The following is a 23847-nucleotide window of genomic DNA, read 5'->3' on the forward strand; positions in this document are numbered from 1 at the left end:
AAACACAGCTCTCTGCGAAGCCGTAAGGCGAAGTATAGGGGGTGACACCTGCCCGGTGCTGGAAGGTTAAGGAGAGGGGTTAGCGTAAGCGAAGCTCTGAACTGAAGCCCCAGTAAACGGCGGCCGTAACTATAACGGTCCTAAGGTAGCGAAATTCCTTGTCGGGTAAGTTCCGACCCGCACGAAAGGTGTAACGATTTGGGCACTGTCTCAACCAGAGACTCGGTGAAATTATAGTACCTGTGAAGATGCAGGTTACCCGCGACAGGACGGAAAGACCCCGTGGAGCTTTACTGTAGCCTGATATTGAATTTTGGTACAGTTTGTACAGGATAGGCGGGAGCCATTGAAACCGGAGCGCTAGCTTCGGTGGAGGCGCTGGTGGGATACCGCCCTGACTGTATTGAAATTCTAACCTACGGGTCTTATCGACCCGGGAGACAGTGTCAGGTGGGCAGTTTGACTGGGGCGGTCGCCTCCTAAAGTGTAACGGAGGCGCCCAAAGGTTCCCTCAGAATGGTTGGAAATCATTCGTAGAGTGCAAAGGCATAAGGGAGCTTGACTGCGAGACCTACAAGTCGAGCAGGGACGAAAGTCGGGCTTAGTGATCCGGTGGTTCCGCATGGAAGGGCCATCGCTCAACGGATAAAAGCTACCCCGGGGATAACAGGCTTATCTCCCCCAAGAGTCCACATCGACGGGGAGGTTTGGCACCTCGATGTCGGCTCATCGCATCCTGGGGCTGTAGTCGGTCCCAAGGGTTGGGCTGTTCGCCCATTAAAGCGGTACGCGAGCTGGGTTCAGAACGTCGTGAGACAGTTCGGTCCCTATCCGTCGTGGGCGTAGGAAATTTGAGAGGAGCTGTCCTTAGTACGAGAGGACCGGGATGGACGCACCGCTGGTGTACCAGTTGTTCTGCCAAGGGCATAGCTGGGTAGCTATGTGCGGAAGGGATAAGTGCTGAAAGCATCTAAGCATGAAGCCCCCCTCAAGATGAGATTTCCCATAGCGTAAGCTAGTAAGATCCCTGAAAGATGATCAGGTTGATAGGTTCGAGGTGGAAGCATGGTGACATGTGGAGCTGACGAATACTAATAGATCGAGGACTTAACCATATAATATGAAGCAATGTTATCTAGTTTTGAAAGAATATAAAAAACTTGTTGACTTTTAAAAGCAAATGAGTTAAAATGATTCTTGTCTTAAATGAATACAGTCTGGTAATGATGGCAGAGAGGTCACACCCGTTCCCATACCGAACACGGAAGTTAAGCTCTCTAGCGCCGATGGTAGTTGGGACCTTGTCCCTGTGAGAGTAGGACGTTGCCAGGCAAAATGGAGGATTAGCTCAGCTGGGAGAGCACCTGCCTTACAAGCAGGGGGTCGGCGGTTCGATCCCGTCATCCTCCACCATATATGTCGGAGGGGTAGCGAAGTGGCTAAACGCGGCGGACTGTAAATCCGCTCCTTCGGGTTCGGCAGTTCGAATCTGCCCCCCTCCACCATTCTTAATTAATGGGCTATAGCCAAGCGGTAAGGCAACGGACTTTGACTCCGTCATGCGCTGGTTCGAATCCAGCTAGCCCAGCCATTAAGAGCCATTAGCTCAGTTGGTAGAGCATCTGACTTTTAATCAGAGGGTCGAAGGTTCGAATCCTTCATGGCTCACCATTTTTAATAAAATATGCGGGTGTGGCGGAATTGGCAGACGCACTAGACTTAGGATCTAGCGCCTTTGGCGTGGGGGTTCGACTCCCTTCACCCGCACTTTTAATAAAATAACTCATACATGTCTTGCGGAAGTAGTTCAGTGGTAGAATACAACCTTGCCAAGGTTGGGGTCGCGGGTTCGAATCCCGTCTTCCGCTCCAATTTTCAATATGACATGCCGGGGTGGCGGAACAGGCAGACGCACAGGACTTAAAATCCTGCGGTGGGTGACCACCGTGCGGGTTCGACCCCCGCCCTCGGCACCATATGCGCCCGTAGCTCAATTGGATAGAGCGTTTGACTACGGATCAAGAGGTTAGGGGTTCGACTCCTCTCGGGCGCGCTTTTATTAACGGGAAGTGGCTCAGCTTGGTAGAGCACCTGGTTTGGGACCAGGGGGTCGCAGGTTCAAATCCTGTCTTCCCGATATTCAAAAAAACATGGGGCCTTAGCTCAGCTGGGAGAGCGCCTGCCTTGCACGCAGGAGGTCAGCGGTTCGATCCCGCTAGGCTCCACTTTATTTAATATATGTCTCGGAGGTATACCCAAGTTCGGCTGAAGGGATCGGTCTTGAAAACCGACAGGCGGTGAGAATCGCGCGGGGGTTCGAATCCCTCTACCTCCTCCATTTTTAAAAATGGTTTAGACATATAATAATAAAATATTTATTTTTTTCCTTCATGGAGGTATACCCAAGTTCGGCTGAAGGGATCGGTCTTGAAAACCGACAGGCGGCGAGAGTCGCGCGGGGGTTCGAATCCCTCTACCTCCTCCATTTTTTAATTTAATATTGTCGCGGGGTGGAGCAGCACGGTAGCTCGTCGGGCTCATAACCCGAAGGTCGCAGGTTCAAATCCTGTCCCCGCAACCAAATGGTCCCGTGGTGTAGTGGTTAACATGCCTGCCTGTCACGCAGGAGATCGCCGGTTCGACCCCGGTCGGGACCGCCATTTATGTTGGCTCGGTAGCTCAGTCGGTAGAGCAGAGGACTGAAAATCCTCGTGTCGGCGGTTCGATTCCGTCCCGAGCCACCATTTTTTTATGCCGGCTTAGCTCAATTGGTAGAGCAACTGACTTGTAATCAGTAGGTTGGGGGTTCAAGTCCTCTAGCCGGCATCATTTAGGGGCATAGTTTAAAGGTAGAACTGAGGTCTCCAAAACCTCCAGTGTGGGTTCGATTCCTACTGCCCCTGTAAAGTATATGGGCCTATAGCTCAGCTGGTTAGAGCGCACGCCTGATAAGCGTGAGGTCGATGGTTCGAGTCCATTTAGGCCCACCATATATTATTCCGCAGTAGCTCAGTGGTAGAGCTATCGGCTGTTAACCGATCGGTCGTAGGTTCGAGTCCTACCTGCGGAGCCATGGCCCGTTGGTCAAGTGGTTAAGACACCGCCCTTTCACGGCGGTAACACGGGTTCGAATCCCGTACGGGTCATACAAAAAAGAGTCAGCATTATGCTGGCTCTTTTTTATTTTGTTGATCCTTTTTATCATTTTACTTTCCAGAAATAAATAAAGGAATTTTGGAAAAGCTATGGTATGTATAAAAAGGAGGAAATAAATAATGACACGAGTTAGAGACTTAATGAGTACCCATATTGTACATTGTACACCGCTAGACAATGTATATGAGGCAGCTGTAAAAATGAAGGAAGAATCGGTTGGGTTAATTCCTGTTGTTGAAAATGAGCAGGTTGTTGGGCTTGTTACTGATCGAGATTTAGTTGTTCGAGGGATTGCTGAAAAACATCCTGGATCTAATAAAATTACAAATGTAATGACAACAAATATTATCTCAGTTTCTCCAAATGATTCTATTGAAAAAGCTACAGAGCTAATGGCACAGTATCAAATTAGACGGTTACCAGTAGTTGATAGTGGTCAGCTTATTGGCATGTTAGCACTAGGAGATTTAGCTATAAGGGAATCGGCAGATGATCAAGCTGGATTTGCCTTGAGCGAAATCTCAGAGCGTACAGAGTAAATTGAAACTTTAATTAACCGAGATTTTAATGGTCACTCATAAAGAGCTAAATTATATATAAAGTTCAGATGCATTATTCTAGTATATATGGATTAAACTAATATGTTAGCGTGATGTATCTGAGACATTATATAATAAGGATATGGTTAATAATTTCCACAGTTTTTTTAAATTTGTTATTCTTCATTTTTAATAAGAGAAAAGATGATATACTGATAGATATAAGTATTATGAGGGATTTTGAATATAACAATATTAATTTTTAGTGGTACGATAATAAATTAATATTTCCTACATAGATGAAAAGGGAAGGGGAATTATATGAAGGCTGTACAGGGCGATCCAAATTGGAATTTGGTTACAGATACATATATAGAACCAAATAATTTTGCTGAATTATTTTCTTTGCTTGTACCTTGTCACCCAAAAGGTGAGGGGAAAGAACGAACTATATTAGTATGGAAAGAGAAAGAATTTTATAAAGAAGAAAATTTAGCGGCATTTATCGTATATGGCATGAATAAAGTAAAGAATTTACCGCAGTTTCATAAAGATGAAATTCCAACTTTAGTGCGTATTCTTCGCTTATGCCAAGAGATTGGTTGGTATGAAGAGGCAAATGCTTTTATGATAGCACAAGGATTAGCTGAGTTTGTTCATACTTCATTGGAATATGAAACATGGGATCTTTTGACGCAATCAGTTGCTTTAAACTATTTAATTATTAAATATCGTATAGGTGAATTGACAGATAGGGATATTGAAATTTGGGATAGAGTTAAATTTAATGAGAAATGTATAACCGATTGTAAACATTTATTATCTCATAAAGAAGTATTGGAATTTACATTCTTTTATATGTGTAAGAGAGCGAAATCATTATCAAAAGAGCAATTAAATAGTGATATGATGAGTTTAGCAATGTATTGTAATACTTTCGTATATGATTTATATACACATGATTTATTACGGAAATATCGTAAGTGTACAGATTTCCTATCATATTATGGACCTAGTCAGGCAGTTTTAGCATGTCAAAGAGCTGTATTATCTCAAATTTCCGATCGCTTAGACCCATTAAAGACAACACATGTAGATGATTATTTATATGTAATGAAAGAAATGATGGAGCATATGACGATAGGAGTAATGGATCGATACGGTCATTTTATTGGAAAGCTACTATCTTATGTGCCATTTTTCGAGATGATACAAGTTCCACAGCATGCATATTATTGTGAAGAATTACTGTATATTTGTAAGGGCATTGAATATAAAGAAGAAACACTACGCAATTATATATTTATACAATTACATGATTGTTTACCATCATTCTTTAGGCTATTTCTTAAAAATAAGCGTTACGCAACGATTCATGATATTCTTTTCTATTGGTGCGATGACGAACAACGAATGAGCTTAGAGAAAAAATATAATCTGAGCTTTATTTATGAAAAATATGCTTGTGGATAAACAATATTTTCGATATGAAAAATTAATATAAATTAAAAAGGATCTCCAGTTTATGTGAGATCCTTTTTTGTTAGTAAAACAAGGAGAAAGTGATTAAAACAAGAAACAACATTCCATATAGGAGAAGTTGTGCAGTATAACTTCCTTGTATACCAAAAAAAGTATTGGCTTTCTTATACAAATGCAATATGTATTTTATTGGAGCATCTTTGAAAGATTGGTACACAGTGTCTCCTCTTTCTAAGCTTCTTGTTCTTGTTTTTGTTTTTGGTTATAAGGGACATTAATATATCTAGCTACAAATAATAAAACAGCCATAAAGAATACTGGAAATACAGTAGATAAATAAAAGCCATTACTAATTATATTTGTTATGAGAGCACTCAAAAGAAATATAGCGTTATAAATATGGGCAATTTTTTGTTTTAGTTGCACTTGAAATGATTCCATCATAATTTCTAATGCAACAAAAGCAATAATAATAGATAAAAATACAATGTTTGTATTGTAAATGATTAAACAACAGATTAAACCTAAAAAGGCTGCGTATTCAATTATAAGAGGTATATTGCGTGGCATACAATTTACCTAACTAAATATGGCAGTGGATTTACTGCATTTGTTTTTTCAAAATTCCATTCTCCATTATGTAATTCAAAATGAAGATGTTGCCCGTATGAATGACCTGTGTTGCCCATATGACCTACTAATTGTCCAGCTTGTACTTGATCACCAGTTTGTACAGTGCGATCCTTCATATGAGCATAAACAGTTGTATATAATTTCCCATTGATTTGATGCGCAATGAACACAACATTGCCATAGCTAGCTGAATAATAAGATTTCACAACTTTACCTGCAGCAGCAGCTTGGATAGAGACGTTCCCTGGAGCAGCAATATCTATACCATAATGCATTTGTTCCCATCGTATATCAAAGGTTGAGCTAATTCTTCCTTGAGCAGGGAATTTGAAAGCAGCTGGAATAGATGAAGGCTGATCTGTTTTAGCCTGTGGTTGATTTTGTACTACATAGTGTTTTGCTACATATCCGTATCCTGTGCCAAAACGAATTTTATACCAAGTTCCTACAGTTTCTACTACTTGTACTTGTGTACCGTTTTGTAATGAACCGAGTAGAGCGCTACTTGTACTAGTGTTGCTACGTACATTCAGATTAGGTGTTGCAACAGTATATTTTGTATTATTTTGAACGGTGATTCCTTTTACTAAGGGTTGTGAACCATTAGAGATGAATGCTTTTTGTACGTAACCCGTTTGGCCATTATGTGATATTTTATACCATTCGCCTTGATCTTCTTGAACGGTAATAAACTTGCCATTTGGTAATACATCTAAAATGGAAGATTCTAAATTAGGTTCAGAGCGAACGTTTAATGCATTAGCATTGACGATGTATTGATCATTAGATTGAAGTTTGTTTTTTAGTAAAATAGCATCTTTTTGTACATAACCTACTTTATTATGAACAGATACTTTATACCAACCATTAGTTGTTTCAAGGATGTTCACTTTTGTATTAAAGCGAATTGTATCAATTGATGTGCTCTTTACGTTATCTTCTGTATGTAATGCTACTTGATCGACTTTGACATACCCAGTTTTAACATTAGATAATTGTTCAGCGTTTGCTTTTTGTACATTTGTTTCACCCATAGAAGGAAGTAAAGAAGCAATCGCTACAGTAGTTGCTGTTAAAGCAGTAGCTTTCATATTCATGGAATAGAGACCTCCTCTAGTTGTATAGTTGTAATTTTATTATAGTATAAAGATATAATATAGTGGGTGTATTCACATAAATGTAATATGAAATCAATATAAAAATAAATTTTTTGAGGATAATGATTCCTTTTTAAACAATTAATTGGAGTTTTATGTTCTAAAATAGAATGTATATATTGTATAACTTTAATTTTTTGTTGATAATTAAGAAAATTAAAATAGTTGATGATGTCTTATTAGGGTGTTATACTGACAGTGATAATTTTATAGTTTGCTAGGAGAGCTGGTGTTGCCAGCTGAGAGTAGGCCGTAAGCCTTTGATCCTTTTTATTACCTGATCTAGATTATGCTAGCGTAGGGAAGCAATTCGGACACTAACAATGAGTCCCCGTTTCTTTGCGTATAGAAACGGGGCTTTTTTATTTGAAAATTTCATATTGAAACCACTAGGGGTGCTTGATTTGCTGAGAGAGGAATAATCCTTAACCCTTATAACACCTGATCTAGGTAATACTAGCGAAGGGAAGTGGAACATCGAATAAATGTATAATTTTATTTGCTGTAACCACTTCTTATATATAGAAGTGGTTTTTTATTTAGATACATATATTGAAAGGGGATAGAGAAATGAAATTTTGCGATAGATTATTAGAAACTGTGCAACCGGTTTGGGAGATGAGTCATAATCATCCGTTTGTAGTGGGTATGGGAGATGGCACGTTAGAAAAAGATAAATTTCAGTATTATATTATTCAAGATTATTTATATCTACTAGATTATGCAAAATTATATGCGATTGGTGTTGTAAAAGCAACGAATCCACAAGTAATGGGAAAGTTCGCTGAACAAATTGATGGAATATTAAATGGCGAAATGACAATCCATAAACAATATGCAAAAAGACTTGGAATTTCTATAGAGGAGATAGAGTCTGCAAAACCGTCTGCTAAAAATTTAGCTTATACAAATTACATGATGTCTGTATCTCAAAATGGCACACTTGCAGAATTAATAGCAGCGCTTCTTCCATGTATGTGGAGCTACTGGGAAATTGGAAAGCGTTTAAATGATATTCCTGGAGCAAGAGATCATGAGTTTTTTGGTGAGTGGATTCAAGGATATAGTTCGGAAGAATACGGTAATCTTTGTATTTGGTTAATAGATTTATTAAATGAAATGGCAGTTGGAAAGTCTGAGAAAGAACTAGATAGATTAGAGGAGATTTTCTTATATTCCAGTCGATTTGAATATTTATTCTGGGATATGTCCTATCGTAAGGAGATGTGGGGATTTGAGGAGCAAGAACATACTACAGTTTCATAATGTTTCTTTTCATTACGATGAGAAACCAATCATCCATGAATTAAATGCTTCTATACATGAGAAAGAGTTTGTCAGTATTATCGGACCGAGTGGATGTGGGAAAAGTACTTTATTTCGCCTTATTACAGGCCTAGAGAAGGTAAGTACTGGAAAGATAGAACTGACAGAAACAAAGCACCATCCTGTAGGATATATGCCGCAAAAAGATATGCTTTTGCCGTGGAGAACAATTATTGAGAATGCTGCTCTGCCGCTAGAGTGCCAAGGTGTACAGAAGAAAGAAGCACAAGTAAAGGCAAAGGAACTGTTATATAAATTTGGTTTACAAGGATATGAGACAAAACATCCGAAAGATTTATCTGGTGGTATGAGGCAACGCGTATCTTTTATCCGAACTTTGTTAACGGGCGGGGAGATATTGTTATTAGATGAACCGTTTAGCGCGTTAGATGCTTTAACGAAGGCCTCTTTGCAAGAATGGCTGTTTGAACAATGGCAAGAGTGGGAAAAAACAATTTTATTCATTACTCATGATGTTGAAGAAGCGTTATTTCTTTCGAACCGAGTTTTAGTAGTGGAACAGCAGCCGATAACGACTTTGACTGAGCGGATTGTACCACTTGATCATAACAGAACACGAAAAGATTTATATAAACCGGAAGTATTAGCGCTGAAAGATGAGCTTCTTAGTATGTTACAAAGGCAGGTACTTGTGTGATGAACCGATTGAAAGAATTAGTTCCTGCTATTACACTTTCTAGTATTTTACTAGCTGTGTGGGAAATAGGAGCAAGAATTGTAGATGAGATGTACATTTTACCGTCACCGTCTGCGATTGTAATGAAGATATGGAAACTAAAAGACATATTATTTACGGTTCATTTACCTGCAACGTTATACGTCGTTTTAATAGGTGTTGTTATTTCTATCGTATTAGGTGTAGGGCTAGCGATGTTAATGAATGCGAGTACATGGATGGAAAGAGCATTTTATCCATTATTAGTTGCTTCACAAACGATTCCGATTACTGCGCTTGCTCCGCTATTTGTTTTATGGTTTGGATACACAATTTGGAGTAAGGTTGTTGTCACAGTTTTAATTACGTTTTTCCCGATTGCGGTCAATACGTATGATGGACTGCGTAGTACAAAAAAAGAATGGGAGGAGCTCTTAGTTACATATGGAGCAACGAAAAGAGATATTTTTCTTAAATTAAAGTTGCCGTCTGCTCTTCCTTATTTTTTCGCAGCTTTAAAAATTGCAGTTCCGCTTAGTGTTATCGGAGCAGCAATTGGAGAATGGCTCGGTGCACAAGCTGGACTTGGATATTTCAGTAAGAGAATGATGACGCAGTTAGATGGAGCTGGCGTATTTGCACCCATTGTATTGTTATCATTATTAGCTATTTTCTTCGTCGTACTTATTTCCATATTAGAAAAGAAATTCATTAGTTGGAGGAAGCATTCATGAAATTTTTAAAGCGCATCTTTGTGTTTACATTATTAATTGCAATGATTACAGGATGTTCAAGTAATTCAGCATCAGAAAAAAGTAAAAAAGAGAAAGAAATAACAGTCATGTTAGATTGGTATCCAAATGCGGTACATAGCTTTATTTATGCAGCAATTGAAAAAGGATACTTTAAAGAAGAAGGTGTAAAGGTAAATATTAAATTCCCTTCTAATCCGACTGATCCATTAACATTGGCAGCAGCAGGGAAGGTGACAGTTGGCTTGTATTATCAGCCAGATGTTGTTATGGCAAGAGCAAATGAGCAAATTCCAGTGAAATCAATTGGGGCTGTCGTACGTTCACCATTAAATCATGTCGTATCGCTGAAATCAGCGGGTATTCAATCACCGAAAGATTTAGAAGGAAAAACAGTAGGATATTCTGGAACACCTTTAAGTGAGATGTATTTAAAAACGATGGTAAAAGAAGCTGGTGGTAATCCTGATACAGTGAAAGTAGTTGATGTTGGATTTGATTTAGTACCAGCCTTAATTACGAAAAAAGTGGATGCGGTAACAGGGGCATACATTAATCATGAAGTACCGGTTATGCGTCATGAAGGCCATGAACCAGCTTACTTTAATCCAGCTGATTACGGAGTACCGAACTATCATGAACTTGTGTTTGTAACAGGTGATAAAACGTTGAAAAAAGATAAAGAAGCGTTGCAAGCTTTCTTACGTGGTACGAAAAAAGGCTATGATTTCATGAAGAAAAACCCAGATGAAGCATTGAATATTTTATTAAATCATCAAGAAAAAGAAAACTTCCCACTTGTGCCAGAAGTTGAAAAGGAAAGTATGAAAATTTTATTAGAGAAGATGGAAACGAAAGATGAGCCATTTTTATCAGATTCAAAAGAATCTTGGGAGAAACAAAATAAATGGCTGAAGGACAAAGGAATGACGAAAGAAACCGTTCCAGCCGATGAACTATTCGAAAATATTTTAAAGTAGGCGAATGAATATGAAAAATGAGCTCCACGTAATCTCAAATGGCCATATGCCATTCGAAGAGTTAGTGAATGTAGCGATGCAAATTGAGAGTGAGATTGATTATTTGCATATTCGTGAGCGTGAGAAGAGTACGAAGGAGTTATATGAAGGTGTGGAAAGTCTTTTAATGGAAGGCTTTCCGGCTTCTAAAATTGTCATAAATGATCGAATTGATATTGCAATTTTATTAAATATTCCTCGTGTTCAACTAGGGTATCGAAGCACAGATGTAAAGTCAGTGAAAGAAAAGTTTTCGTATTTGCATGTCGGTTATTCTGTGCATTCGCTAGATGAAGCGATAGTAGCATTTAAAAATGGAGCGGATTCACTCGTTTATGGTCATGTATTTCCGACAGATTGTAAAAAAGGTGTGCCAGCGAGAGGGCTTGAAGAAATTTCTGACATTGCAAGGTGTTTATCTATACCGATTACAGCAATTGGAGGAATTACTCCAGAAAACGCAGTGGATGTCCTTACTAACGGTGTAAGCGGTATAGCAGTTATGTCCGGAATTGTAAGTAGTAGTGACCCGTATAGCAAAGTGAAATCTTATAAGGAATCAATAAGAAAGTGGGCGGAAAAACATGTGTGAGAAGTATGATGTAGCGATTATTGGTGGTGGTGTAATTGGTAGTTCAGTTGCACATTTTCTAGCAGAAAGAGGACATAAAGTAGCGATTGTAGAGAAGCAAAGAATTGCATCGGAAGCTTCAAAAGCAGCTGCTGGTCTACTTGGTGTTCAGGCAGAATGGGATGCGTATGATCCGCTATTTGAACTTGCTAGAGAAAGCCGAGCTATATTTCCACAACTTGCAGCAGTTTTACGTGAAAAGACGGGTATTGATATTGGATATGAAGAAAAAGGAATTTATCGTATTGCTCAAAATGAAGATGAGAAGGAAAGAATTCTTCACATTATGGATTGGCAGCAAAAAACAGGTGAAGATTCCTATTTTCTAACGGGAGACCATGTGCGGGAAAAAGAGCCGTATCTATCCGAATCTATTATAGGAGCAGTATATTATCCGAAAGACGGTCATGTTATTGCACCAGAGCTTACGAAAGCATTCGCACATTCTGCGGCAATGTCAGGTGCTGATATATATGAACAGACAGAAGTGTTTGATATTCGTATTGAAAATAATAAAGTGACTGGAGTTATTACAAGTGAAGGTATTGTCACATGTGAGAAAGTCGTTATTGCAGGAGGTTCATGGAGCACGAAGTTACTCAGTTATTTTCACCACGATTGGGGGACATATCCAGTTAAAGGAGAAGTGGTTGCGGTAAGAAGTAGAAAACAACTTTTAAAAGCACCTATTTTTCAAGAAAGATTTTACATTACTCCAAAGCGCGGTGGACGTTACGTAATTGGGGCAACAATGAAGCACCATACGTTCAATAAAACTGTGCAGCTAGAAAGTATAACTTCTATATTAGAGCGTGCTTATACAATATTGCCAGCTTTAAAAGAAGCAGAATGGGAAAGCACGTGGGCAGGATTAAGACCACAATCGAACCATGAAGCTCCTTATATGGGAGAGCATGAAGAAATAAAAGGTTTATATGCTTGCACGGGCCATTATCGAAACGGTATTTTATTAAGTCCTATTTCTGGAAAATATATGGCTGATTTAATAGAAGGAAAGCAAGAGAATTATTTGCTAGATTCATTGCTTTCTAGAAGAGTTTAGAAAGGGGATGGAAGTTTGAATTTAAAAATTAATGGTAACCAAATTGAAGTGCCAGCGAGTGTAAAAACAGTAGCTGAGCTACTTACACATTTAGAACTAGATAACAGAATTGTTGTAGTAGAGCGTAATAAAGATATTTTACAAAAAGATGATCATACAGATACATCTGTTTTTGATGGAGACCAAATTGAGATTGTAACTTTCGTAGGAGGCGGTTGATTATGTTAAACATTGGACCATTTTCATTTCATTCTAGACTGTTATTAGGAACAGGTAAATTCCCTGATTTTGACGTACAGCAAAAGGCAATTGATGTTTCTGAAGCTGAAATTTTAACGTTTGCAGTACGTCGTATGGATATCTTTGATGCAAAGCAACCTAATTTATTAGAGAAACTTGATGTGAAAAAATATACGTTATTACCAAATACAGCAGGGGCAAAAAACGCTGAAGAGGCTGTTCGTATTGCAAAATTAGCAAAAGCTTCTGGGCTTTGTGACATGATAAAGGTAGAAGTTATTGGTGATGATAGAACGTTATTACCGGATCCGGTAGAAACGTTAAAGGCATCTGAAATGTTACTGAAAGAAGGATTTATCGTACTTCCGTATACATCTGATGATGTTGTATTAGCACGTAAATTACAAGAGCTTGGCGTGCATGCAATTATGCCAGGAGCATCTCCAATCGGATCAGGACTTGGTATTGTAAATCCATTAAATTTGAGCTTCATTATTGAACAAGCGACAGTACCAGTTATCGTTGATGCCGGTATTGGTAGCCCAGCTGATGCGGCATTTGCAATGGAATTAGGAGCAGATGGCGTGTTATTAAATACAGCTGTATCAGGAGCAAAAGATCCTATTAAAATGGCACAAGCAATGAAATTAAGTATTGCAGCAGGACGTTTAGGATTTGAAGCAGGTCGTATTGCACGTAAGCGCTGTGCAACTGCAAGTAGTCCTTTAGAAGGAATGAGCGTAGTTGAATAATCGATATTCTCGCCAAAAACTATTTTCTCCAATTGGAGCAGAAGGACAGCAAAAGATAAGAGAAAAGCATGTGCTTATTATCGGTGCAGGTGCATTAGGTAGTGCAAATGCAGAGATGTTTGTAAGAGCAGGTGTTGGCAAGATAACAATTGTTGACCGTGATTATGTAGATTGGAGTAATTTACAAAGACAACAATTGTATGCAGAGAGCGACGTAAAGAATAATCTCCCAAAAGCTATAGCGGCTAAAAAACGTTTAGAAGAGATTAATAGTGATGTAACAATAGAAGCTCTCGTTCAAGATGTAACAGCTGAAGAGCTAGAAGAACTTGTTATAAATGTTGATGTAATTATTGATGCGACTGATAATTTCGAAACGCGCTTTATTGTAAATGATATATCACAAAAATATTCTATTCCATGGATTTACGGTGCATGTGTAGGTAGTTACGGTCTTTCTTACACAATCTTTCCTAGTAAAACACCATGTTTATCATGTTTATTACAGTCGATTCCGCTTGGCGGGGCAACATGTGATACAGCGGGTATTATATCACCTGCTGTATCTCTTGTCGTTTCTCATCAAGTAACAGAAGCTCTTAAACTGTTAGTAGAAGATTACGAATCACTTCGAGATGGGCTTGTATCGTTTGATATGTGGAAGAATGAGTATTCATGTATGAATGTACAAAAACTTCGCCAGCATAATTGTCCTTCATGCGGAGAGAATGCATTATATCCGTATTTAAATAAAGAAAACACATCAAAAACAGCAGTTTTATGCGGGCGAAATACAGTTCAAATTAGACCACCTCATAAAGATGAAATGAATTTTGAACAATATAAAGAGTTGTTGGAAGGTCGTGTAAATGATTTAAATATAAATCCATATTTACTATCATTTTCTGTTGAAGACAAGAGGTTAGTAGCCTTTAAAGATGGCCGTGTGCTCGTACATGGAACGAAAGAGATAAGCGAAGCAAAAACGATTTATCATCGCTATTTTGGATAGAAAAGGATGAGTGGGATGAAAGTGAATAAAGCTTTAACAATTGCAGGATCTGATAGCGGCGGCGGTGCTGGAATTCAGGCAGATTTAAAAACATTCCAAGAGCTTGGTGTATACGGAATGACGGCTATTACGGCAATTACTGCTCAAAACACGCTTGGCGTTCAAGGGGTATATCCTGTTCCGTTAGAAGGTATTACAGAACAGCTGAATTCAATTGGTACGGATTTAACACCAGATGCAGTGAAACTAGGAATGTTATTTAGTAGTGAAATAATTCAAATTGTTGCAGAACAAATTAAAAAATTTGGCTGGAATAATATTGTGCTAGATCCCGTTATGATCGCAAAAGGCGGTGCATCATTATTACAGCAAGAAGCAGTTCATGCATTAAAAGAATATTTATTACCAGTAGCAACCGTTATAACACCGAATGTTCCAGAAGCAGAAGTGTTAACTGGGATGGAGATTCATAATGTTGAAGATAGTAAGGAAGCTGCAAAAGTATTGCACGAATTAGGTGCTAAATATGTGCTTATGAAGGGCGGACATGCAGAATATCAAGGTAATGAAGTAATTGATTTCCTCTTTGATGGAGAAGAATTTATTGAGTTTAGAAGCGAGCGAATTCCTTCAAAGCAAACGCACGGAAGTGGGTGCACATTTGCTTCAGCGGTTACAGCAGGACTTGCGAAAGGATACTCAATTGAAGATGCTGTTCAAGAAGCAAAACGATTTATTAGTATAGCAATTGAAGAGCCGTTGAATATTGGTAGTGGTCATGGACCAACGAATCATTTTGCGTATAAAGTGAATAGAACGCGTGTATAGATAAGTGAAAAGCCAGTTTTATAACTGGCTTTTTTTCTGTTTACTTTTTCAAAATACAGGAGTAATATATCAGCCAGAATATATTTTTTTGTAAACGCTGAGTCCAATTATATGGAGCGGAGGAACCAATTTGTGCAGTGTCACTAGGGGTGAATCTTTCAAATTTGAAAGTAGGGCTACTCTCAAAGCCCGAATCCGACAGCTAACTTCGTAAGCGTCTTGAGAGAGGACGGTGCCATGATGGATACATCAATTCATCGATCTGATTAGTATAGGGGAATATCAATCTATGTTTGATTTCTTTTATACTAAGGAGGATGAGGTACATGGAACTAACACTTATTTGTGTTGGAGAAGAAAGTAAGGTAAATAGTTTAAGAGATCTAGTTGCATTTCAACATGAGTTAGTTATTTTTACAGCAAATGAAGAGGTAGCGGCTGAAGTTAGGAATTGTGGGTTTGATTGGACTTATAGTTGTAGTAAGGAGCAGGATTTTACTAGTATTTGTGAGTGTATTAAGAAGGTCATTTTACTAGGGGATGAGCTTCCAATCGTTAGTTTCTTCACAGAACACATTCGTTTTTCTTTTCAAGCACCTATTACTGTTGTTACAAGGAATAAACGATATCCAGCGAGGCTCTATGAAACAATTGGAGCTAAGTTTGTCGTGTTTACAAATTGTGATAATATTTCTTTTTTATTTTTTGAATAGGGCGGGGGAAGAAATGATGAAGGTACTATTACTTGGAGATATAGCAAATCGTTGGGCAGTATCGGTAGAGCGAGTTCAAGAATTGGTCCAGATTGATCCCCTTTTTCCAGGGCCATATATTATATTACCATCAAAAGATGCTTTGTATTTAGAGATGGATATTACCGAGTATGAGCAGCTACATGCAGAATTGACACAAGTTTATATTCGTGGGAGAAATTTACGTGCATTTTTACGAGGAGAATAAAGGTTGAATAAAAAAGAGCGAATGCTGAGTGCAACAAGCTATGCACTTCATGTCATTCGCTCTTTTTATTTCATATTTAAAAGGCCATTTTTAAGAAAAGAAAAGAGAAATAAAGAAAATAGATGAAATAACAGTAATAATCTTCAATGTAAGCGTTTAAATGAATGTAAATATTATTATTTTCAGTAATTTACCCCTTTACAAGTGAAATATAGAGGAGTATATTTACTCTCATAAATCATTCATAAAATTTCCAAAAAAACCTAAAATCGCTGAGTTCCAGAAATGGAGCGGGGGAACCAATTTTGTGCATCGTCACTTGGGGTGAATCTTTCAGTTTTGAAAGTAGGGCTACTCTTTAGGCCCGAATCCGACAGCTAACCTCGTAAGCGTTTAGAGAGGAGGTTTACTTTTTGTTGTTCATTTTTTGAACACTGAGTAGAGCTCAGTGTTCTTTTTTAATATTTAAATGGTAAATTTTAACAAAAGAAGAGAGGGATAGTTATGTTAGATGTTGTAATGGTCGGGATTTTTATTTTATTAGTTGCATCGATGGCAAGTCTTGCAAGTTGGTCAGATAAAGTTGTGAAAGAAGGAAAGCAATCATGATGATTGTCTTATCGGTTATTGTCGCAGCAATTACAGTGTATTTAGTGTATGCATTATTAAATCCAGAGAAGTTTTAATTAGGGGGAATTATTCATTATGATTTGGGTTGCAGTCATTATTACAATGCTCTTGTTTATTTTAGTAGCAAAGCCAACGGGGATTTATTTAGAAAAAGCTTTTCAAGGTAGCAAAACGTTAGATAAAGTATTCGGGCCTTTTGAAAAACTTATTTTTAAAATTACGGGTGTAAAAGCATACAATCAAACGTGGAAACAGTACGCATTATCATTAGTTTTATTAAATGGATTTATGATCGTTGTCGTATACTTCATTTTCAGATTACAAGGTGTGCTGCCACTAAATCCAGCGCATATTGAAGGGATGGAGCCTACGCTCGCTTTTAATACAGCAATTAGTTTTATGGCTGATACAAACTTACAGCATTATAGCGGTGAAAATGGTTTATCTTATTTATCACAATTAATCGGAATTACATTTTTAATGTTTGCGGCACCAGCAACGACATTAGCGCTCGTTATGGCTTTTATAAGAGGACTTGCTGGAAAAGAACTTGGTAACTTTTTCGTTGATTTTACGAGAGCGTTAACGAGAGTGTTTCTTCCTATCGCATTTATTGCGGCACTAGTTTTTGTCGCACTTGGCGTACCACAAACGTTAGATGGGGCGGTTACAGCACAAACGATTGAAGGTGCAAAGCAAAGTATTTTACGTGGACCTGTTGCATCATTCGTTTCCATTAAGGAACTTGGAAATAACGGCGGTGGATTTTTCGGAGCAAACTCTACGCATCCTTTCGAAAATCCAGGACAAATGAGTAATATTTTGCAAATGATGCTTATGATGTTATTACCAACAGCACTTCCATTTACGTACGGACGAATGGTCGGAAATAAAAAACAAGGCCGCATCCTTTTCGTGTCACTATTTATGGTATTTTTACTAGGGTTTATAACGATTACGACATCTGAACTAAACGGGAACCCGGCATTAAATGGAATGGGTATCGAACATGTACAAGGAAGTACAGAAGGGAAAGAAGTACGATTTGGAACAGTATTTTCTTCACTATACGCAACAGTAACGACAGCTGCTGAAACAGGCGCTGTTAATACGATGCATGATACGTTAACACCAATTGGTGGTCTAGTTCCCCTCGTAAATATGATGTTAAATACAGTGTATGGCGGAGTTGGAGCAGGCTTTGTAAACATTATTATGTATGCAATTATCGCGGTGTTTATATCTGGGTTAATGGTTGGACGGACACCAGAGTTTTTAGGTAAAAAGATTGAAGGTAAGGAAATGAAATTAATCGCAGTCACGATTTTATTTCATCCATTGCTCATTTTAGGATTTTCGGCATTAGCTCTTTCAACAAATTTAGGAACGGATGCTATTTCTCATTCCGGTTTCCACGGTTTAACACAAGTTGTATATGAATATACATCGTCAGCTGCGAATAACGGATCTGGATTTGAAGGATTAGGAGATAATACACCGTTTTGGAATATTACGACTGGTTTAGTTATGTTTTTAGGACGCTACTTCAGTTTAATTACGATGCTAGCTGTGGCAGCTTCGTTGAAAGAAAAAACGGTAGTGCCAGAAACAGTTGGAACGTTCCGTACAGATAATAGTTTATTTGGTGGCATCTTCATCGGAACGATTGTAATTGTCGGTGCATTAACATTTTTCCCGATGTTAGTACTCGGACCAATTGCAGAATTTCTTACATTGAAGTAATGGAGGGTAAATGATGAGACCGGTAGTAGTAAAAGAAAAACAATTAAATAAGTCACAAATACATGCTGTAGAAGATGAGGTTAGACAAGCGAAAACGATGGATCGTGATATCGTAACACATGCGATGAAGCAATCCATTGCGAAATTGAATCCGAAAGTTATGATAAAGAATCCGATTATGTTCGTTGTGGAAATTGGGTTTATCATTACGTTCATTTTATCTTTTCTTCCAAGCAGTTCTAGTAGTATACCAGGATGGTTTAATATAACAGTTTCTCTCATTCTATTATTTACAGTTTTATTTGCGAATTTTGCAGAAGCATTAGCAGAAGGTCGCGGTAAAGCACAAGCCGATTCTTTAAAACAGTCGAAGAAAGATGTGTTTGCAAATGTTGTAAAAGAAAATGGAGACATTGTCCAAGTTTCAGCAACTGATCTTAGAAAAGGTGATGTTGTTATCGTAAAACAAGGAGAAATGATTCCGAATGATGGTGAAGTAATCAAAGGATTAGCGTCTGTAGATGAATCTGCAATTACAGGAGAATCAGCTCCTGTAATAAAAGAAGCGGGTGGTGATTTTTGTTCCGTAACAGGTGGAACGATGGTGGTAAGTGATGAAATTACAATTGTTATTACGAGTAATCCTGGTGAATCATTTATCGACAAAATGATTTCTTTAGTAGAAGGAGCTGCTCGTCAAAAAACGCCGAATGAGATTGCTTTAAATACAGTATTAATGAGCTTAACTCTTATCTTCTTGATCGTCGTTGTGACGTTGCCGATTTTTACAAATTATTTAGGTTTTCAAATTGATACAGCTGTACTCGTAGCATTGTTAGTATGTTTAATTCCAACGACAATTGGTGGTTTGCTATCAGCGATTGGTATTGCTGGGATGGACCGGGTGACAAAATTTAACGTGTTAGCGATGTCAGGGAAAGCAGTAGAAGCTGCGGGCGATATTAATACAATTATTTTAGATAAAACAGGTACAATTACTTTTGGAAACCGAATGGCTCATACATTATTACCTGTAGGAAATGAAACGATTGAGCAAGTTGGAAAGTGGGCTGCTATTAGTTCTGTTTTAGATGAAACACCAGAAGGTCGATCTGTTATCGAGTATGTGCAGGGAAAATCTATATCATATAATAGAGAACTTGCAGAACAAGGTGAGTTTGTTCCGTTTAAAGCAGAAACGAGAATGAGTGGTGTTGATTTACAAGACGGAACGAAAGTGAGAAAAGGTGCTGTCGGTGCTGTTATTGAATGGGTTGGGTCACAAGGTGGAACAATTCCGAAAGATGTAAATCAAAAAGCAGACTTAATTTCAAAAGAGGGCGGAACACCACTTGTAGTTGCAGTAGATAATCGTATTTACGGTTTAATTTATTTAAAGGATACAGTAAAACCGGGTATGCGTGAGCGTTTTGAACAGTTGCGCCAAATGGGGATTAAAACGGTTATGTGTACAGGTGATAATCCGTTAACAGCAGCAACGATTGCAAAAGAAGCAGGAGTAGATGAATTCGTTGCCGAGTGTAAACCAGAAGATAAAATTGCGGTTATTAAAGCAGAGCAAGATAAAGGGAAACTTGTAGCGATGACAGGTGATGGTACAAATGATGCTCCGGCATTAGCACAGGCTGACGTTGGATTAGCGATGAATAGTGGTACGACAGCTGCGAAAGAAGCAGCGAACATGATTGATTTAGACTCGAATCCGACGAAAATTATTGAGGTTGTAGGAATTGGTAAGCAATTGTTAATGACCCGAGGTGCGTTAACGACGTTTAGTATTGCGAATGATATAGCGAAATATTTTGCGATTATTCCAGCGATGTTTACACTTGCGATTCCGCAAATGGAAGCATTGAACATTATGAAATTAACATCACCACTGTCAGCGATTTTATCAGCATTAATATTTAACGCTGTTATTATTCCATTACTCATTCCGTTAGCGATGAAAGGTATTGCATATAAACCGATGAGTTCTAATGCATTGCTTAGCCGAAACTTACTTATTTATGGGCTTGGCGGAGTTATCGTTCCGTTCATTGGAATTAAAGTAATTGATATAATTGTCGGCTTGTTCATATAAGGAAGAGGGGAAAAAGATGGAAAAGAAACAAAGTATACTATCACCAATTATCCGTATTACTTTTACATTTCTAGTGTTGTGTGGACTTGTATACCCACTTATTGTTACTGGTATTGCACAAGCAGTGATGAAGGATAATGCGGATGGAAGTCTAATATATAATGATAAAAATGAAGTGATTGGTTCTAAATTAATCGGGCAAAACTTCACGGATCCACGTTATTTTCAAGGGCGTGTTTCTAGTATTGAATATAAGGCAGAAGCATCTGGTTCAAATAACTATGCACCATCTAATCCAGATTTAGAGAAACGAGTAGAGAAAAGTATTGAAGAGTGGAAGAAACAAAATCCGAGCGTTCCAGTTACAGAAGTACCGATTGATTTAGTGACAAATTCAGGTTCAGGGCTTGATCCTGACATTAGTCCGAAGGCAGCTTCTGTGCAGGTGGATCGCATATCGAAATTAACGAATATTCCGAAAGAAAAACTTAATCAATTGATTAAAGATCAAACAGAAGGTGCTGCGCTTGGTTTATTTGGAGAAGATCGAGTGAACGTCTTAAAGCTAAATTTGGCATTACAGGAATTAATGAAATAGTAACAGTGCTACCTCAATCTAACGGATTGAGGTAGCGTTGTTTCGAATGAAAGGTAGTGTTTATTTTGTATGCAGATGATTATGAACCGAAGTTTCAAAGGCGAACGCCAGAGGAATATTTAGAATATATTCGTCAGCAAAATCGCGGAAAGTTAAAGCTATATGTAGGAGCAGCTCCAGGCGTAGGAAAAAGTTATAAAATGCTCTTTGATGCAAGGGAAATGAAAAAAGATGGAATTGATATTGTAATTGGTTTAATTGAAACGCATGGAAGAAAAGAGACGGAAGAAGCAATTGCTGATTTAGAAAAAGTTCCTTTGAAAGAAATACAGTATAAAGGAAAGGTATTTTATGAGCTTGATGTGGAAGGAATAAAAAAACGCGCGCCGCAAGTAGTCGTAGTGGATGAACTTGCGCATAGTAATGTTCCTGGTTCTAAGCATAAAAAACGTTATATGGATGTGCAGGAATTGTTAGAGGCTGGTATATCGGTATTATCAGCTTTTAATATTCAACATTTAGAAAGTGTTCATGATATTGTAGCTCAAATTACGAATGTAAAAGTAAGAGAACGAATTCCAGATTTTATTTTACAAAAAGCAAATGAAATTCAGCTCGTTGATGCAACGCCCGAGGTATTAAGGAAGAGACTAATAGACGGAAAGATATATAAAGAAGAAAAAATTCAGCAAAGTTTACAAAATTTCTTTACGCTTAATAATTTAGGGGCACTTAGGGAATTATCACTTCGCGAGGTTGCCGATGATATGGACGAGAAAATTAGCCAAACAGTAATAGAACCAATTGGCGTAAAAGAAAAAATTCTTGTTTGTGTACAATACAGTTCAACAGCGGAGAAATTAATAAGACGGGGATGGCGCATGGCTGATCGGTTAAACGCTGAATTGTACGTATTAAACGTTGAGAGGGAAAATATAGATTCTATTTCAGCTGGAAAAAAGCAGACGATTGAAGAGTGGAAGTTACTAACAAATCAATTTGATGCAAGTTTTGTATTAGAAGAAGCAAGAGGGAGAAAGCCAGCAGATGTTATTATTGAAGTGGCAAAAAGATTACAGGTGACGCAAATTTTACTTGGACAATCGGCAAGAACAAGGTGGGAAGAAATACGAAAAGGCTCTATTGTAAATGAAATTATGAGACAAACAAAGTATATTGATATTCATATTGTTGCGGATCAAAGAGGATAAATAGAGCCGACCTTTTTGGGGGCTCTATTTTGCTTTTTGTACAGAATGAAAACTTAGCATTTTCATTGCATATAAGATTACAAGTAAAAACATAATTGCGCCTAGGAAGAAAATCCAAAAGTAATTTTGGTTAAATAAAAGAAATCCACCTATAAGTGGCCCTGTGCTCATACCAAGATAGCGGATGAAGTTGTACATACCGATAGCTGTTGCACGTTCTTGCACGAATTCTTCTGTTAATAAAGTAGTGTGAGTTGGCATAGAAAGTCCCATACTAAAACCGTACAAAGATGTAACGATAATGATGAATGGGATATTGATGCTATATGTGAAAGAGAATAAAACGACACATATAATATTGAAGAAACTCGTAATAAATAAAGCTTGCTTTGTTGTGAGGCGTTTTTGCAAAAACTTGTAGCAAAAACTTCCTAGCATGATAGAAAGAGACATTGGTACAAACATAAGACCAATTTCACTTGCAGCTAGATGAAATGAATTTGCTAAAATGCTCGGTAAAAAAACGAGAAAGCAAAAGTAAATACAAAATTGAATGAAGCCAATAAGAGTAATAGAAAATCCAGTTTTATTTTTTAAGATAAGAGAGTAATTCTTTTGTGCTTTAGACTGCTTAATTACATTTGGCTTTGTTTCTGGAAGTAGTGAAATGTTTATAATTAATAAGATAATGCCAAGTGTAGATAAAAAGAGGAATACAGATAAGTGACCATTTATACTGCCAAGATAACCACCTATGAGTGGAGCCATTGCAGGCGCGAGGGCAAGTAACATTTGGTATAGGCTCATCGCTTCTCCGCGTTCTTTTCCTTCAAATAAATCGCCGATAATCGTTGCTGAAACTACAGGTATAGCCGCTATTCCTATAGCTTGAACAGCTCTAAAAAAGAGAAATAAATAAATGTTTGCCGAAAAGGCACATCCGATTGAACCAATTGTACTAATGACTAAACTAGGGATAAGGACAGATTTTCTCCCTTTTGTATCAATTAAAGGTCCATATACGAGCTGCATAATTGCAAGAACGAATGTGAAAAGTGAAACTGTTACATTTACAAGATAAAGAGAAGTGTGAAAAGAATTTTGAATCATCGGTAAGATAGGTGTGTAAATATTTTGAGCGAAGGAACCGAGTAAGGCACTAATACAGACAACATATAAAATGAAAGTTAGTTTAGATTTTTTCATCTTGTTAACCTCCTTGTATTTTAGTTTCCTCGGAAACTAAATTTATTTTAACATGATTTTCTCACTTGTAAAGATGAAAAAGTAATTTTAAAATGGTATATAGTTAAATTGTTTCTTTGGAAACTTAGG

The 23847-nt window shown here is 37.8% G+C and carries 24 protein-coding genes, 20 tRNA genes, 2 rRNA genes and 4 riboswitches (1 of these 50 only partly in view); of the genes, 43 read left to right on the forward strand and 3 right to left on the reverse strand.

What is annotated here, in order from left to right; translation table 11 throughout:
* The 24 genes from AC3EMB_RS03805 to AC3EMB_RS03920 form a co-directional block, all read left to right on the forward strand.
* Positions 1-1115 (forward strand): 23S ribosomal RNA (locus AC3EMB_RS03805); it begins 1807 nt to the left of the window's first position.
* Between the two features lie 101 nt (positions 1116-1216).
* Positions 1217-1332, forward strand: a 5S ribosomal RNA gene (gene rrf, locus AC3EMB_RS03810).
* A 5-nt stretch (positions 1333-1337) separates the two neighbouring features.
* Positions 1338-1413, forward strand: a tRNA-Val gene (locus tag AC3EMB_RS03815).
* 8 nt (positions 1414-1421) lie between these two features.
* Positions 1422-1505 (forward strand) — tRNA-Tyr (locus AC3EMB_RS03820).
* Positions 1506-1516: 11 nt separating this feature from the next.
* Positions 1517-1591: transfer RNA gene (locus AC3EMB_RS03825), tRNA-Gln, on the forward strand.
* A gap of 4 nt (positions 1592-1595) precedes the next feature.
* Positions 1596-1671 (forward strand) — tRNA-Lys (locus tag AC3EMB_RS03830).
* A 15-nt stretch (positions 1672-1686) separates the two neighbouring features.
* Positions 1687-1767, forward strand: a tRNA-Leu gene (locus tag AC3EMB_RS03835).
* Positions 1768-1796: 29 nt separating this feature from the next.
* A tRNA-Gly gene (locus AC3EMB_RS03840) sits at positions 1797-1871 on the forward strand.
* Between the two features lie 16 nt (positions 1872-1887).
* Positions 1888-1976, forward strand: a tRNA-Leu gene (locus tag AC3EMB_RS03845).
* Between the two features lie 3 nt (positions 1977-1979).
* Positions 1980-2053: transfer RNA gene (locus AC3EMB_RS03850), tRNA-Arg, on the forward strand.
* A gap of 10 nt (positions 2054-2063) precedes the next feature.
* A tRNA-Pro gene (locus AC3EMB_RS03855) sits at positions 2064-2137 on the forward strand.
* Positions 2138-2152: 15 nt separating this feature from the next.
* A tRNA-Ala gene (locus tag AC3EMB_RS03860) sits at positions 2153-2225 on the forward strand.
* Positions 2226-2245: 20 nt separating this feature from the next.
* Positions 2246-2338, forward strand: a tRNA-Ser gene (locus AC3EMB_RS03865).
* Positions 2339-2392: 54 nt separating this feature from the next.
* A tRNA-Ser gene (locus tag AC3EMB_RS03870) sits at positions 2393-2485 on the forward strand.
* A gap of 19 nt (positions 2486-2504) precedes the next feature.
* A tRNA-Met gene (locus tag AC3EMB_RS03875) sits at positions 2505-2581 on the forward strand.
* A gap of 3 nt (positions 2582-2584) precedes the next feature.
* A tRNA-Asp gene (locus tag AC3EMB_RS03880) sits at positions 2585-2660 on the forward strand.
* 8 nt (positions 2661-2668) lie between these two features.
* A tRNA-Phe gene (locus AC3EMB_RS03885) sits at positions 2669-2744 on the forward strand.
* 9 nt (positions 2745-2753) lie between these two features.
* Positions 2754-2826, forward strand: a tRNA-Thr gene (locus tag AC3EMB_RS03890).
* Between the two features lie 6 nt (positions 2827-2832).
* A tRNA-Trp gene (locus tag AC3EMB_RS03895) sits at positions 2833-2903 on the forward strand.
* Between the two features lie 10 nt (positions 2904-2913).
* Positions 2914-2990 (forward strand) — tRNA-Ile (locus AC3EMB_RS03900).
* A gap of 8 nt (positions 2991-2998) precedes the next feature.
* Positions 2999-3073 (forward strand) — tRNA-Asn (locus AC3EMB_RS03905).
* 1 nt (position 3074) lies between these two features.
* Positions 3075-3146 (forward strand) — tRNA-Glu (locus AC3EMB_RS03910).
* A 129-nt stretch (positions 3147-3275) separates the two neighbouring features.
* Positions 3276-3695 (forward strand): CBS domain-containing protein, encoded by a 420-nt coding sequence (locus AC3EMB_RS03915; RefSeq protein ID WP_000199012.1) that lies wholly within the window; start codon positions 3276-3278, stop codon positions 3693-3695.
* 321 nt (positions 3696-4016) lie between these two features.
* Positions 4017-5168, forward strand: coding sequence for a DUF3965 domain-containing protein (locus AC3EMB_RS03920; protein WP_000648915.1), 1152 nt, complete (start codon positions 4017-4019; stop codon positions 5166-5168).
* 240 nt (positions 5169-5408) lie between these two features.
* Here AC3EMB_RS03920 and AC3EMB_RS03925 read toward each other — a convergent pair whose 3' ends face one another.
* Both AC3EMB_RS03925 and AC3EMB_RS03930 read right to left on the reverse strand, forming a co-directional pair.
* Positions 5409-5747, reverse strand: a complete 339-nt coding sequence (locus AC3EMB_RS03925) for a hypothetical protein (protein ID WP_001137818.1) — start codon at positions 5745-5747, stop codon at positions 5409-5411.
* A 5-nt stretch (positions 5748-5752) separates the two neighbouring features.
* On the reverse strand, positions 5753-6907 hold the full coding sequence (locus AC3EMB_RS03930) for an SH3 domain-containing protein (RefSeq protein WP_001056045.1): 1155 nt from the start codon (positions 6905-6907) through the stop codon (positions 5753-5755).
* Between the two features lie 269 nt (positions 6908-7176).
* A riboswitch (TPP riboswitch) is annotated at positions 7177-7288 on the forward strand.
* A gap of 60 nt (positions 7289-7348) precedes the next feature.
* Positions 7349-7452, forward strand: a riboswitch (TPP riboswitch).
* Positions 7453-7537: 85 nt separating this feature from the next.
* Here AC3EMB_RS03930 and tenA point away from each other — a divergent pair.
* From tenA to kdpDN, 19 genes are all read left to right on the forward strand, one after another.
* Positions 7538-8233 (forward strand): thiaminase II, encoded by a 696-nt coding sequence (gene tenA / locus AC3EMB_RS03935; protein ID WP_000666826.1) that lies wholly within the window; start codon positions 7538-7540, stop codon positions 8231-8233.
* Positions 8202-8951 (forward strand): ABC transporter ATP-binding protein, encoded by a 750-nt coding sequence (locus AC3EMB_RS03940; protein WP_001256790.1) that lies wholly within the window; start codon positions 8202-8204, stop codon positions 8949-8951. The genes tenA and AC3EMB_RS03940 overlap by 32 nt, the downstream gene beginning before the upstream one ends.
* Complete coding sequence (locus tag AC3EMB_RS03945) at positions 8951-9703, forward strand: ABC transporter permease (RefSeq protein WP_488517771.1); 753 nt, start codon at positions 8951-8953, stop codon at positions 9701-9703. The genes AC3EMB_RS03940 and AC3EMB_RS03945 overlap by 1 nt, the downstream gene beginning before the upstream one ends.
* Positions 9700-10701 carry an ABC transporter substrate-binding protein gene (locus AC3EMB_RS03950; protein WP_000670422.1) on the forward strand — a complete coding sequence of 334 codons (1002 nt, stop codon included), beginning with the start codon at positions 9700-9702 and terminating at the stop codon, positions 10699-10701. The genes AC3EMB_RS03945 and AC3EMB_RS03950 overlap by 4 nt, the downstream gene beginning before the upstream one ends.
* 10 nt (positions 10702-10711) lie before the next feature.
* A complete protein-coding gene (gene tenI, locus AC3EMB_RS03955) occupies positions 10712-11332 on the forward strand; it encodes a thiazole tautomerase TenI (protein ID WP_098679311.1) in 621 nt (206 codons plus the stop codon).
* Positions 11325-12434 (forward strand): glycine oxidase ThiO, encoded by a 1110-nt coding sequence (gene thiO / locus AC3EMB_RS03960; RefSeq protein ID WP_488517474.1) that lies wholly within the window; start codon positions 11325-11327, stop codon positions 12432-12434. The genes tenI and thiO overlap by 8 nt, the downstream gene beginning before the upstream one ends.
* Positions 12435-12449: 15 nt before the next feature.
* Positions 12450-12653, forward strand: a complete 204-nt coding sequence (gene thiS, locus AC3EMB_RS03965; protein ID WP_001049502.1) for a sulfur carrier protein ThiS — start codon at positions 12450-12452, stop codon at positions 12651-12653.
* Positions 12654-12655: 2 nt separating this feature from the next.
* A complete protein-coding gene (thiG, locus tag AC3EMB_RS03970) occupies positions 12656-13426 on the forward strand; it encodes a thiazole synthase (protein WP_488517475.1) in 771 nt (256 codons plus the stop codon).
* The gene (locus AC3EMB_RS03975) at positions 13419-14438 is read left to right on the forward strand and encodes a thiazole biosynthesis adenylyltransferase ThiF (RefSeq protein WP_488517476.1); all 1020 of its coding nucleotides are present in this window, start codon (positions 13419-13421) and stop codon (positions 14436-14438) included. The genes thiG and AC3EMB_RS03975 overlap by 8 nt, the downstream gene beginning before the upstream one ends.
* Positions 14439-14453: 15 nt before the next feature.
* Positions 14454-15266, forward strand: a complete 813-nt coding sequence (gene thiD, locus AC3EMB_RS03980) for a bifunctional hydroxymethylpyrimidine kinase/phosphomethylpyrimidine kinase (RefSeq protein WP_029441655.1) — start codon at positions 14454-14456, stop codon at positions 15264-15266.
* 85 nt (positions 15267-15351) lie between these two features.
* Positions 15352-15499, forward strand: a riboswitch (cyclic di-AMP (ydaO/yuaA leader).
* A gap of 93 nt (positions 15500-15592) precedes the next feature.
* Complete coding sequence (locus AC3EMB_RS03985; RefSeq protein ID WP_000424087.1) at positions 15593-15979, forward strand: hypothetical protein; 387 nt, start codon at positions 15593-15595, stop codon at positions 15977-15979.
* A 13-nt stretch (positions 15980-15992) separates the two neighbouring features.
* Positions 15993-16226, forward strand: coding sequence for a hypothetical protein (locus AC3EMB_RS03990; RefSeq protein ID WP_002025339.1), 234 nt, complete (start codon positions 15993-15995; stop codon positions 16224-16226).
* A 3-nt stretch (positions 16227-16229) separates the two neighbouring features.
* On the forward strand, positions 16230-16352 hold the full coding sequence (locus AC3EMB_RS03995) for a hypothetical protein (protein ID WP_254915307.1): 123 nt from the start codon (positions 16230-16232) through the stop codon (positions 16350-16352).
* Between the two features lie 134 nt (positions 16353-16486).
* A riboswitch (cyclic di-AMP (ydaO/yuaA leader) is annotated at positions 16487-16632 on the forward strand.
* A 98-nt stretch (positions 16633-16730) separates the two neighbouring features.
* Positions 16731-16835 carry a SipW-dependent-type signal peptide-containing protein gene (locus AC3EMB_RS04000; RefSeq protein ID WP_000887894.1) on the forward strand — a complete coding sequence of 35 codons (105 nt, stop codon included), beginning with the start codon at positions 16731-16733 and terminating at the stop codon, positions 16833-16835.
* The gene (gene kdpF / locus AC3EMB_RS04005; protein WP_223153441.1) at positions 16835-16912 is read left to right on the forward strand and encodes a K(+)-transporting ATPase subunit F; all 78 of its coding nucleotides are present in this window, start codon (positions 16835-16837) and stop codon (positions 16910-16912) included. Before AC3EMB_RS04000 ends, kdpF begins: the two co-directional genes overlap by 1 nt.
* Positions 16913-16931: 19 nt before the next feature.
* Positions 16932-18599 (forward strand): potassium-transporting ATPase subunit KdpA, encoded by a 1668-nt coding sequence (gene kdpA / locus AC3EMB_RS04010; protein WP_000638330.1) that lies wholly within the window; start codon positions 16932-16934, stop codon positions 18597-18599.
* 13 nt (positions 18600-18612) lie between these two features.
* The gene (kdpB, locus tag AC3EMB_RS04015; RefSeq protein WP_488517477.1) at positions 18613-20703 is read left to right on the forward strand and encodes a potassium-transporting ATPase subunit KdpB; all 2091 of its coding nucleotides are present in this window, start codon (positions 18613-18615) and stop codon (positions 20701-20703) included.
* 16 nt (positions 20704-20719) lie between these two features.
* Positions 20720-21301 (forward strand): K(+)-transporting ATPase subunit C, encoded by a 582-nt coding sequence (kdpC, locus tag AC3EMB_RS04020; protein ID WP_000412606.1) that lies wholly within the window; start codon positions 20720-20722, stop codon positions 21299-21301.
* Positions 21302-21357: 56 nt separating this feature from the next.
* Complete coding sequence (kdpDN, locus tag AC3EMB_RS04025) at positions 21358-22512, forward strand: KdpD-like non-kinase potassium sensor (RefSeq protein ID WP_095691389.1); 1155 nt, start codon at positions 21358-21360, stop codon at positions 22510-22512.
* Positions 22513-22536: 24 nt separating this feature from the next.
* Here kdpDN and AC3EMB_RS04030 read toward each other — a convergent pair whose 3' ends face one another.
* Positions 22537-23718: an MFS transporter gene (locus tag AC3EMB_RS04030; RefSeq protein ID WP_144465732.1), complete on the reverse strand. Its 1182-nt coding sequence runs from the start codon at positions 23716-23718 to the stop codon at positions 22537-22539.
* Positions 23719-23847: the final 129 nt, after the last annotated feature.

The sequence above is a fragment of the Bacillus sp. LQ16 genome, assembly GCF_057784645.1.

Bases quoted from the DNA above. Each gene is read 5' to 3' on its own strand.
- AC3EMB_RS03990 (WP_002025339.1), top strand. From the start codon at position 15,993: ATGATGAAGGTACTATTACTTGGAGATATAGCAAATCGTTGGGCAGTA.
- tenI (WP_098679311.1), top strand. From the start codon at position 10,712: ATGAAAAATGAGCTCCACGTAATCTCAAATGGCCATATGCCATTCGAA.
- AC3EMB_RS03915 (WP_000199012.1), top strand. From the start codon at position 3,276: ATGACACGAGTTAGAGACTTAATGAGTACCCATATTGTACATTGTACA.
- AC3EMB_RS04000 (WP_000887894.1), top strand. From the start codon at position 16,731: ATGTTAGATGTTGTAATGGTCGGGATTTTTATTTTATTAGTTGCATCG.
- kdpB (WP_488517477.1), top strand. From the start codon at position 18,613: ATGAGACCGGTAGTAGTAAAAGAAAAACAATTAAATAAGTCACAAATA.
- AC3EMB_RS03985 (WP_000424087.1), top strand. From the start codon at position 15,593: ATGGAACTAACACTTATTTGTGTTGGAGAAGAAAGTAAGGTAAATAGT.
- kdpA (WP_000638330.1), top strand. From the start codon at position 16,932: ATGATTTGGGTTGCAGTCATTATTACAATGCTCTTGTTTATTTTAGTA.
- kdpC (WP_000412606.1), top strand. From the start codon at position 20,720: ATGGAAAAGAAACAAAGTATACTATCACCAATTATCCGTATTACTTTT.
- thiG (WP_488517475.1), top strand. From the start codon at position 12,656: ATGTTAAACATTGGACCATTTTCATTTCATTCTAGACTGTTATTAGGA.
- AC3EMB_RS03920 (WP_000648915.1), top strand. From the start codon at position 4,017: ATGAAGGCTGTACAGGGCGATCCAAATTGGAATTTGGTTACAGATACA.
- AC3EMB_RS03945 (WP_488517771.1), top strand. From the start codon at position 8,951: ATGAACCGATTGAAAGAATTAGTTCCTGCTATTACACTTTCTAGTATT.
- AC3EMB_RS03950 (WP_000670422.1), top strand. From the start codon at position 9,700: ATGAAATTTTTAAAGCGCATCTTTGTGTTTACATTATTAATTGCAATG.
- AC3EMB_RS04030 (WP_144465732.1), bottom strand. From the start codon at position 23,718: ATGAAAAAATCTAAACTAACTTTCATTTTATATGTTGTCTGTATTAGT.
- AC3EMB_RS03925 (WP_001137818.1), bottom strand. From the start codon at position 5,747: ATGCCACGCAATATACCTCTTATAATTGAATACGCAGCCTTTTTAGGT.
- tenA (WP_000666826.1), top strand. From the start codon at position 7,538: ATGAAATTTTGCGATAGATTATTAGAAACTGTGCAACCGGTTTGGGAG.
- kdpF (WP_223153441.1), top strand. From the start codon at position 16,835: ATGATTGTCTTATCGGTTATTGTCGCAGCAATTACAGTGTATTTAGTG.
- thiD (WP_029441655.1), top strand. From the start codon at position 14,454: ATGAAAGTGAATAAAGCTTTAACAATTGCAGGATCTGATAGCGGCGGC.
- thiO (WP_488517474.1), top strand. From the start codon at position 11,325: ATGTGTGAGAAGTATGATGTAGCGATTATTGGTGGTGGTGTAATTGGT.
- AC3EMB_RS03930 (WP_001056045.1), bottom strand. From the start codon at position 6,907: ATGAATATGAAAGCTACTGCTTTAACAGCAACTACTGTAGCGATTGCT.